This window comes from Methanomicrobia archaeon, assembly GCA_016930255.1.
Lineage (GTDB): Archaea > Halobacteriota > Syntropharchaeia > Alkanophagales > Methanospirareceae > JACGMN01.
The window spans coordinates 23,331-33,252 of record JAFGHB010000018.1 but is presented as its reverse complement, the minus strand read 5'-3'; the positions used below and the strand labels follow the sequence as shown (position 1 = coordinate 33,252).

Sequence of the window (9,922 nt, the reverse complement as noted above, 5' to 3'; positions counted from 1 at the left end):
CCCGGCTTAGTTTCGCACATGGCTGGATCGAGCGGTTTCTAGGCGAGGGTGTTAAGTATGAATTGTTTGGTTTTTGACTATAATTGAGTTGAATGCGTGCTTTAGCTCTAGAGCATCTAAGTAAAGAACCCCGTCTCCGGCGTGCTACGAGCTAGTACGCGATGAACCGATCTGACGTTTTGCGGTAGAGATGCCACGAGAGAAAATAAGATAGTATTACGGTGCCAAATCCACCGACGTACCAGACGGCACCAAATAATGCGGCGAAGTTATTTGCGAAATGGAGCATCACTGCGATTAGATAAAATCCTACGGGGCGCTTCATCGCAATGCCGTAGGCGGTAATTGAGGTACTTGCCGCATGGAAGAACGGCCCCGGCAATCTGATCGGTATTGGCGTCCCTAACACAAATACGTAGACAAGAAACTCGGAGATACCAAATCCTAACCCCACCAGAAACCCGAGCGTAAAGATAGAGCGCTCCGTTTCTCCGTGGCGATAAAAGAGCGGATACGCTTTTGCAAATTCCTCGATGAGTGGCGTGAAGATCGCGGTTGTGCATATTGAGGCATAAAAGAGCGATACCGCCGATACGGCACATAAATAGTCGGTGAACGAGCCGATGTAAAGGGTAAACGGAACGCTTATGATTATCCCTGAGATGAAAAAGAACACTTTCTCTCGTAAGTCCGGTCGATGGAGCGTTATTACTTTCTGCTCATCGGGCTCTGCAGCCATGGTTAGCTATACATACGTTGTTAGGCTATATATACCCGTCGTTTCGATAGCGTACAGAAGTTCTTTGGAGTTTCCGTGTGATGAGGAAGGTTCGAGACCCTCTTTCGTTATTGGAGGACGCCGCGCCTCTACTCTATTTCTGCCGGAGCAACCTCCTTTGAATCTTTTCGCTGGTTAATTCCCGCAATGCATCCGCGGCGATCCACTGTGCGCTTCTTGTTTCGAACTCCCAGATCTCTTTCGCCGTTTCAATCGCCTTTGTGTTCAAAACGATAGTTCGTTTCCCAATTTGACGTAACGCCCAATTGACCGCTTTCTTCACAAAGTTTCTCGCATCAGTGGATTCGCGTTTGATCAAAGGTAAGAACTGCAAGAATGCTCTATCTTCTGCCTTCTTATCGTGCACCGCTAACGCAGCCATCAAGACAAATCCAGCTCGCTTGACGAATTCCTCCTCCTGTGCACTCCATTCAACCGCTTTCTGATACGCAAGATCGGTTTTGTCGAAGAGATTGCTGCAGCACTGGTCGCAGATGTCCCAGGAATCGAAGTCTTTTATCCAGCGCTCCATCTGCACTTCTGTAACCTCTTCGGGATCGTCAATCATGCTCGCGAGTATTTTTGCCTCGTGTATGCCGGACGACCACAGTTCTTGCGCGAGGTGATGATCGGTCCCTAGTTCCTTAGCAATCTTCCGCAGATTTGGAATTGAGACGCCGTAGGTGTTTTCCGGGGTGATTCCAAACCGTGCCATACCCTCTACGGCTTTTGGATCGGATAAGGCTTTCAGTCTATCCAGAATTTCGCTATACCGCGTTCCCTCAGCCATCGTAATGCCTTCCTTCTCATACGACCGTCTAACCGACACACTAAAAAATCCGAATGGTGAGGAGAGTTTCGCTACCTGTGTCCTGTAGAGCTAAAGAAAGCGAACCTACCTGCACCCTCGACGCAAATGGTACGATAACAAAGAGCTGCACCTTCCGCACCAAGCAACGAGCCAATGTGTTAGGTCATCTTATTCCTCATTTTCTACCTGTTTGTATCACCGTAGGCTGCATATATATATCGCGATAAATCCCCCATCTTGCTTGGTGTCTGCCGTTCACGCGCGGGCCGCGAGCAAGATGAAACCTCACACGAAGGGTACGGCAGCGGGGAGGGTATCGATGCGATACATGATCATTTCGATTCTAATTCTGAAATTCGATTATCAATGATCTTCAAACCTTCTCTTAGTAGTCGCCTCTTCTTTTTTATTATCTCCTTCTCCGCTTCATCGAGTTCATACGTGCCTAAATTACTCGAGAAGAATTGACACCATTTATAGAAATTATCGATTTTATCAAAGGCAATCCAGTCATCTTTGGGGAAATTGACATATCGCGTTACCTTCAAATGTGTTATTGCGTCGCTTCGTATAGTGGGGAAGAAGCATTCCATTGCCCTCTCTAATCTTACGCGGTTAACGTCATCCGTTGGGTTATAATTTGGGGTCCCTAATATTTTGATGTTCTTGAGCTCATCCAGAAGACCATCACATTTCTCTAAGTTACTTTCTAACTCTTCCTTTATTGCCTCTAATTTCCTGATGGTTTCCTTATTCCAGTGATAATCAACAATGAATTCACTCACTTGAAGGAAATCCCACACAGGATTATCACACTTATTTGGGAATTGCTCAATATTCTGAATGACTGCACGAATATGATCTTTTAAATCAGCTAATCCTTCAGGTGTTTTCTCATATTCGAAGATCGCATAATCACTGACGTCAAACGGAATTGTGCTATTATGTTCTTTAACCATGATTGACGGCTTTCTAAAGGTATGGCGAACACCTAACTCATACATCACATTGGGATTCGAATCGGTTAAATCAGCGAAAACCATTGAGGCACCATATAACTTCTCAATAATGCTTTTCGTAATCGAACCTCTGGGTACCTTTATTCTATAGCAATCAACCACGAACTCAGTCCATGCAGGTTTAAAGAGCTCCTCAAAAATCGCTGTCCACTCGTCTTCTGTATGAGAGGCCGTGGTTGAAAAGGGCATTATTACAAAACAGTCTTTTAGATCCATACGCGCGCCTTCTCGTTTAGTAGTTAGTACTAAATTTTTTTCGCTATTTAAAATTTTCCATTTTTCGCTACGCCTCTATACCCGTGACCGATTCGCATCCCCGGAATCGTCCGCGTTGATTTCTCTAGTCTCTCGAAGTTATCTGTATCACGTCTTATGTAATAGTAGGCAGTGCGAGCGAGAAGGAAGCAATGAACGAGCACGAATACGTCAGACATTTCATCGAACTCGTGGAGTTGGAACGCGAGGAGCAGATGCGGCAGCATGAGGAGGAGATGCGACGGCTGAGCGCTCGGGAACGCGAGGCAAAGGGCAGAGCGTTTCTGGGGATGCGGGGTAAATCGCAAGACCTGGGCCTGGGCGGGAAGCACTTGGTGCGATTTCGAAAGCAAAACTCGGGTTTGACGTTGCCGGAGAGCGAGATAGAGGTTGGCGATCTCGTTCTGGTGAGTAAGGCGGGCACGGCACCGTGGGATGACGATAATCCGACGGGGACGGTTGCGGAGAAGACTTTGTATGCCATTACGGTCGCGTTTGACGACGCACCGCCGGGCTTTGTGTACCGCAAAGATCTCCGAATAGACCTGTTTATCAATGACATCACGTTTCAGAGGATGATAGAAGCGTTGAATAAATTCAAACGGCTGCCGAGACGGCGCAAGGATAAATTGCTCGGTACCACCTCGCCGGAGTTTACCGCGCTGAAGGCGATCGAATTCTGTAATGAGGCACTGAACGAAAGCCAGCAGGAGGCAGTCTTGCGATGCTTGGCGGCACGGGATTTTTTCCTCATCCATGGACCGCCGGGCACGGGCAAGACGATCACCTGCATAGAGCTGATATTACAACTCGTCAAGCGAAACTACACGATTTTAGCGGCTGCGGACTCGAATGTGGCGGTAGATAACCTGGTCGAGCGCCTGGACAAGCTCGATGTGAACGTGGTGCGAATAGGGCATCCTGCTCGTGTCATCCCGTCGTTACGGCGCAGGAGCCTGGATTATCTGGTTCAGGGCGATTCCGACTACATAAAGGCACAGGAGCTTCGTGAGCGCGCGTACGAGCTGAAGGAGCGTATGAGCGGGTTCGTCGTGCCGGAGATGCGGTGGCGACGGGGTTTGAGTGACGAAGCGATAATGCAGCTTGCACGCCAGGGAAGGCCGACACGGGGCATACCCGCGAAGAAGCTGAATGGCATGCGGAAATGGCTGGTGGTGAAGCAGCGGGTGGACAAATTATTCGGCATGGCGCGTGAGCTGGAGGAGAGCGCGATACGAAGTGTCATCGAGGATGCGGAAGTGGTGTGCGCGACGAACAGCACGGCGGGTTCCGAGATACTGAAAGGCGCGAAGTTCGATTTCGCGGTTATCGATGAAGCGACGCAGTCGACGGAGCCGTCTGCTTTGATACCGGTGCTCAAGGCGAAGCGGTTCATCATGGCGGGCGATCACAAGCAACTGCCACCGACGGTCCTGAACGAGGAAGCGGAGCGCGGCGGCTTGGGCAGGAGCTTATTCGAGCGGCTTCTGCAGTTGTACGGCGATCGGATACGGGCGATGCTCGAAGTCCAGTACCGCATGAACGAGGAGATAGAGGCGTTCCCGAATAAGGAGTTTTATAACGGCCAATTGCGTGCGTATGAAGACGTGAAACGGCGGAATCTTCTGGATATACTTCAGGAATCGAAACTGGCGGAGCTTGAGGATGACGATCTCAAGCCGTTTCTGTTCATCGACACGCAGGGCAGTGACGAGTTCGCAGAGCGCACGAGAAGAGGCTCGACCTCGAAAGAGAACATCGGTGAAGCGCGATTGGTACGCGATATCGCAGAACGCCTGCTAAGCCTGCGTGTACCGCCGGAAGAAATCGCGGTTATCTCGCCCTATGACGATCAGGTATCACTCATGAAGACACTGCTCCGGGTAGAAGGTTTGGAGATAAAGACGGTCGATGGCTTCCAGGGCAGGGAGAAGGAGGTCGTTATCGTATCGTTTGTGAGGAGTAACAAAAGAGGTGAAATAGGCTTCCTCAGAGATTTGAGACGGCTTAACGTCTCTATCACGCGCGCGAAGCGGAAGTTAGTTTTAATCGGTGATTCCACGACTCTTGAACACGACGGCTGCTACCGGCGGCTGATCGAGTCGGCGAAGGACCGGGACGCGTATAAACGGGTAGTACAGTGAACGTGCATTTTTGAAAGAGATGATAAAGAAGAATCCAAGGATACTCGTTAGTTTGGTACGGGTGATATTTTGATTTTAAAATTTATTGCTGATCTTTCACACTTTTAGGGTCTCTTTTTGCTGTGCCAAATACTGTAACAGTGCCTCCTGCAAGAATTCCTCGGAAGCTTCCAATTTTTCCGAGTCTTCTGTTGAAAGTTGGTGTAGGTGTTTTCCGCGCAGTTGCGAAGCAGTGCGTACTTTCGAATAAGCGTCCTGTACACTAATATCCATAATGGGCGCAATGGCATAGGCCATGCGTTTGTTCCGGTTAATGAGGGATAATCGATTAGGGTCCAAAAGTGTTTCTTTAATTTTCTCCAAAATTTCTTCTTTAGGATCTTTAGTTTCTTCATCAAAGTCCAAATATACCTTTTTAAGCTTTTCCAGCCGTTCAATATTACTTTCAAGGCTTTCGATTCCCTCTGCATAGGTAAGTAGATTTTCTACTTCATCATTTGTAAGCAGTTGTTCAGGCTTAACACGAAATACGTGCTCCACAGCTGCCCAGAGCATTGAAAGGCGGCTAGGCATGGTACACCCGATATAGGCTTTATTCAAACCGCCAGCCGTAGCTTTAGTCAAATCAGACGAAACAGTGGCTGCTGTGGTATCAATTTCGTCAGTAGTTATCAAAGGGAGCATTGTTTCTTCAGGATCAGCTAAAATAGTCGGTCCAAAACGGGGGATTAATGCATAATGGCAATGTTGAATATGAAATCCGACTTGTAAAAGCACCGAAAGATAATCCAAGAGAGTTTGCAAGCTATCAACAGCTTTTTCAGCTTCAGCCCGGTCAGTTGATTCAATCCTGATATCGACTTCAAATGTTCCAACAACGTCTCCCAACCTAAACTCCCATCCCGAGTAACCATTTAGGCTGGTTACAAGTTGATCTAAGTGAAAAACACGATGCTTTAATGATCTACCTCTAAGAGCAACGCAAATTATGTGGACGAGGGTACCGATTGGCTCTTCTTGGTAATGACGCTGATTTTTGGCTCTTTCGATAGCACGTTCATCCGATGTGAGCATTTTAACCCGATGACCAGTAGATGGATGTCTGAGCATTATGAGGGTTTTAGTCCCCATCTTGTCGATTGCCTCGGGTCTAATACGCGAAAGATGTAGTACAGGTCCAACTACAACGTAACCATCCATCAACAATTGCTCTAATCTTGTATGATCCACCATTTCGATTTTCTTCATAGAAATCCTATCACCTACAGAAGCCTACGCACTCACAACCACTTCCTCCGCCTGAAGTAGACGATCATCGTAATGAGAATCGCACACATCACGAACCAGACGGCCGGATAGCCCCACCGCCAGCCGAGTTCCGGCATGTAGTCGAAATTCATGCCGTAGATGCCCGCGATGAACGTCAACGGGATAAATATGGTGGCAATGATCGTCAAGACCTTCATCACCTCGTTCATCTTGTTGCTCACGCTTGACAGGTAGATATCGAGCATCCCGGCGACCATGTCCCGGAACGTCTCGACGGAATCAATGACCTGGATGGTGTGGTCATAGAGATCCCGCAGGTACACACCGGTCGATTCCTGTATCAGCGGCGACTCACCGCGATCCAGAGCACTGATCACCTCACGCAGCGGCCATACGGATTTTCTCAGATAGATCAGCTCGCGTTTCAGATGGTGAATGGTCTGCAACGTATCGGGCATTGGATTCGTCACCAACTCCTCCTCCATCACCTCGATCGTCTCGCCCAGCTTCTCCAAGATGATGAAATAGTTGTCAACGATCGCATCGATCAACGCGTACGCGAGATAGTCCGCGCCCACCTTGCGGATTCGACCTTTACTATTCCGGATCCGTTCGCGTACATATTTGAAGACGTCGCCTTCCCGCTCCTGGAACGAGATGACGAAATCCGAGCCGAGGATCAGGCTAACCTGCTCTGCCAAGATTTTGCGTGTCCCTTCCTCGAAATAGAGCATCTTCAAAACGACGAAGAGATACGCGCCGAAATCCTCCAGCTTCGGACGCTGCTCGGTATGCAGAATATCCTCGAGCAGCAGCGGGTGCATGCCGAAATGAGCGCCGAGTTGCTCGATGACGCCCACCTCGTGGAGGCCGTCAACGTTGATCCAGGTTACCGTGGGCTTATCCTTAAAAGGGAAGCATTCTTCAACGGTTTTCGCTTCCTTCTCTTCAACGTGCGCTTCATCATAGTCAATAATGCTAATCCGTATCTTTTCGGCCTTCTTCTCGCCCACATGGACGAGCGTCCCCGGAGGAAGCCCGATCTTCTCCCGTGCTGCTTTTTTCGTAGCGAGCTTCTGCATTATATACACTTCACCTCACATCACGTATGAGCACAACTAACCACCGTGATATGCATACATAACATTACGCAACCTATATATACGTAACTGTTTGGGGAGCTATAACGAATCTCCGTTCCGCACGATCTTTTTTCTACGCTATCGCCCCGTTAGTTAGATTGGACCCTTTCACTCTCCGTCACTTCAACCGTTGCGCAGCTCGTTCACACCGCGAAATTAGCGTACCACTCCGGCCGCTCCGGTGGCTTTGACTGCAGCAGCTCGCGCCATTGCTCGTCGATGAGTCTATCCTGCATCGGCTGCTTGAACTCGTAATAGCTCATTACCGGCCCCGCACCCACTAATACCCGACCGTCCGGAACCCTGTACGCAACGACGATAATATCAACATACCCAACGCCCTCTTCCAGCACCTGCCCGGTATTTGCATCGGTATGCACGTCCGCAACGATGGTCGTCTTCTTCGCCTTCTCATCCACCTCCGCGATGACGTCATTCAACTCCTCACCGAAGTTCTCGATGAACTCGTAGTCCGCATCGGTTAATTCCTCGTTCTCCAATTCCTTCTGCGAGAGGTCAACCAGGCGCTCCAAAATCGTCTCCAAGCGCTCTAGCCGATATTTCGACGTTTCGTCCAATACGTCCATGCTCTCCAACCCGTCAGTGGTCATTCGTGTCAACGCGAGCAGCCGATTGTAAAACTCAGGCACCGGCTCGACATACCCGACTACTTTCTTCTCAGGCGTCGGCATCGGCATCGCCGATTCCGCCATCGTATAACTCTGCTTCGCGTACAGTATCGTATCATGCCGCAGCTCGGTCCACGAGGCCAGTGCGGTGGTAAGCTCCTTATCCTGCCACGCCGTTGTCTGCATAAACGTCGGATACCCCGTCCCGTACTCCTTCAGCAACGGCTTGAGCGTAAACAGCCAGCTCCAGTATAGATTCCTGTTCCAATCAGCATCGCTAAACGCGTTGAATTCAGCCTCTAATTCGTTATACGCCTCGTCGTATCGCTTATAATTGGAATCATCCAGCTCGTCCAGTAATTCCCGTGCTCGATCGGAGCCCAAAAGCGCCATGACGTCCAAGCCGCGCGGAAAGCCCCGTATCGGTCGACCGGCACCTGAGATGACGAACGTAAACGGTTTTGGCTCCTTATTACCCAAATAGACATCCGTGTACGCCCCTACCAGATTAGAGAACATGTAGGAATCGGGAATGAACCGCTGGCCCATCAATCTAAATCCCTTGGTTGCCTCCAGGCATTGATCTGCCTGCTCGGGCGTGAAGGGCGGCGGAATCTCACAATCGCCAGTTCCTCCGTATATTCGCGGCGCGCTATATTCAGCCAATTTTGTTTTCAAATCGTCCACGCTCTCTTCGGTTAATGCTGCCGGCTCGAACGACCCCGTAAACACTGAATTCAGTGCGTCCCTATACTCATATGGGCCTAAATCGTCAGAAAGCCCGACGTAGAATGCCGTTACGGAATAGATTCTGTCCCACTTATCCTGCAATTCCTGATTGCCGGTGAATTCCGAAGCGATAAGCGCCGCATCCATCGTCTGTAGTTTCGCGTCTTCCGCGGAGACTATCCCTTCAGGGCCGCCTTTCAGCAAGAAGCTCATGCGTCCGTACCACATGAACGCCTTGAAATAGTTCTTCAGCATTTCGCTGCGGGTATAATGGCCACGTGGGACGTACTGCGAGTAATCCTCCTCGTATCTGAAGATAGGAGATTCCACAAAGCCCGCATGTTCTTCTATCAATGCCAGTTCCGCTTCAACGTCCGCTTTAACGAAATCAGGCACCTCGAAGCTGTACGTTGCCAAATCCTCAAGGTCGAAATATGCGCTCGCTATACCCGGATCTCTACAGTTCCATTCATCCGTACATAATTGATCTTCACGAGGCTGTAACAAACTCAGACCAACGGCGAAATAGGCGGCATTCCTTCGCGCTGCCTCTTTTACATCGCCTGTGTTGCTGCTATAATCCGCCAGTGATTCGTTCAGCAGCGTCATACTGATATTCCAGATCATATCGTAAAATTCGCGTTCCTCTACCTGTCGCAGCGTTTCGTCAAATTGGATATGGTACAGATGCAAGAGCGAATCCGAGGTGATAAAAACAGGTATCTCTCGATCCTTCAGGATGTTATAAGGCACTGTAATATCCTCCGTTTGTGGATAGAACGGGTTACTGATAACGACAAACCCATTCGTTTCCAATAGCCGTAGCGCATCCGGGTTCAACGAAATTGTCCTAGAGAACTCATTGAAATTGGCGATCTCATCGGTTTCCAAAGGCAGTGTGTATTGTGCGGTTTGAAGGCTCACGTTCAGAGCAGGTAATGAATAATAGTCGATGAACCGCAGCTCAGCAGTTGTTTCTACGTCCGATAGATCAATAGCCTCCGTTTGTAATCTCGATATCTCCTCTTCTGGCCCGGTAGGTCTCGGCTCGAGGCAGCCGCCGAAGCAGACGGCACTGATAAGTGCGAAGACCAAAATCCATCCGGAGACGGAGGGTTTTGATGCCATTAAAGCGTATAAGTGCGT

7 protein-coding genes are annotated in these 9,922 nt (G+C 49.4%); 1 reads left to right on the top strand and 6 read right to left on the bottom strand.

Annotated elements, in window-relative coordinates; genetic code table 11:
- Positions 1-151: 151 nt before the first annotated feature.
- The 3 genes from JW878_02740 to JW878_02730 form a co-directional block, all read right to left on the bottom strand.
- Positions 152-739 (bottom strand): PrsW family intramembrane metalloprotease, encoded by a 588-nt coding sequence (locus JW878_02740; protein ID MBN1761986.1) that lies wholly within the window; start codon positions 737-739, stop codon positions 152-154.
- Positions 740-872: 133 nt separating this feature from the next.
- The gene (locus JW878_02735) at positions 873-1,568 is read right to left on the bottom strand and encodes a DNA alkylation repair protein (GenBank protein ID MBN1761985.1); all 696 of its coding nucleotides are present in this window, start codon (positions 1,566-1,568) and stop codon (positions 873-875) included.
- A gap of 353 nt (positions 1,569-1,921) precedes the next feature.
- Positions 1,922-2,824, bottom strand: a complete 903-nt coding sequence (locus JW878_02730) for a hypothetical protein (protein MBN1761984.1) — start codon at positions 2,822-2,824, stop codon at positions 1,922-1,924.
- Between the two features lie 191 nt (positions 2,825-3,015).
- Between JW878_02730 and JW878_02725 the strand changes: the two genes are divergently transcribed.
- Positions 3,016-5,007, top strand: coding sequence for an IGHMBP2 family helicase (locus JW878_02725; GenBank protein MBN1761983.1), 1,992 nt, complete (start codon positions 3,016-3,018; stop codon positions 5,005-5,007).
- A 96-nt stretch (positions 5,008-5,103) separates the two neighbouring features.
- Here JW878_02725 and JW878_02720 read toward each other — a convergent pair whose 3' ends face one another.
- The 3 genes from JW878_02720 to JW878_02710 all read right to left on the bottom strand — a co-directional run bounded on the left by JW878_02720 (position 5,104) and on the right by JW878_02710 (position 9,904).
- Positions 5,104-6,255, bottom strand: coding sequence for a hypothetical protein (locus JW878_02720; protein ID MBN1761982.1), 1,152 nt, complete (start codon positions 6,253-6,255; stop codon positions 5,104-5,106).
- Positions 6,256-6,287: 32 nt separating this feature from the next.
- Positions 6,288-7,358 carry a magnesium/cobalt transporter CorA gene (gene corA / locus JW878_02715; protein ID MBN1761981.1) on the bottom strand — a complete coding sequence of 357 codons (1,071 nt, stop codon included), beginning with the start codon at positions 7,356-7,358 and terminating at the stop codon, positions 6,288-6,290.
- Between the two features lie 203 nt (positions 7,359-7,561).
- Positions 7,562-9,904: a DUF3160 domain-containing protein gene (locus JW878_02710; GenBank protein ID MBN1761980.1), complete on the bottom strand. Its 2,343-nt coding sequence runs from the start codon at positions 9,902-9,904 to the stop codon at positions 7,562-7,564.
- Between the last annotated feature and the right edge of the window lie 18 nt (positions 9,905-9,922).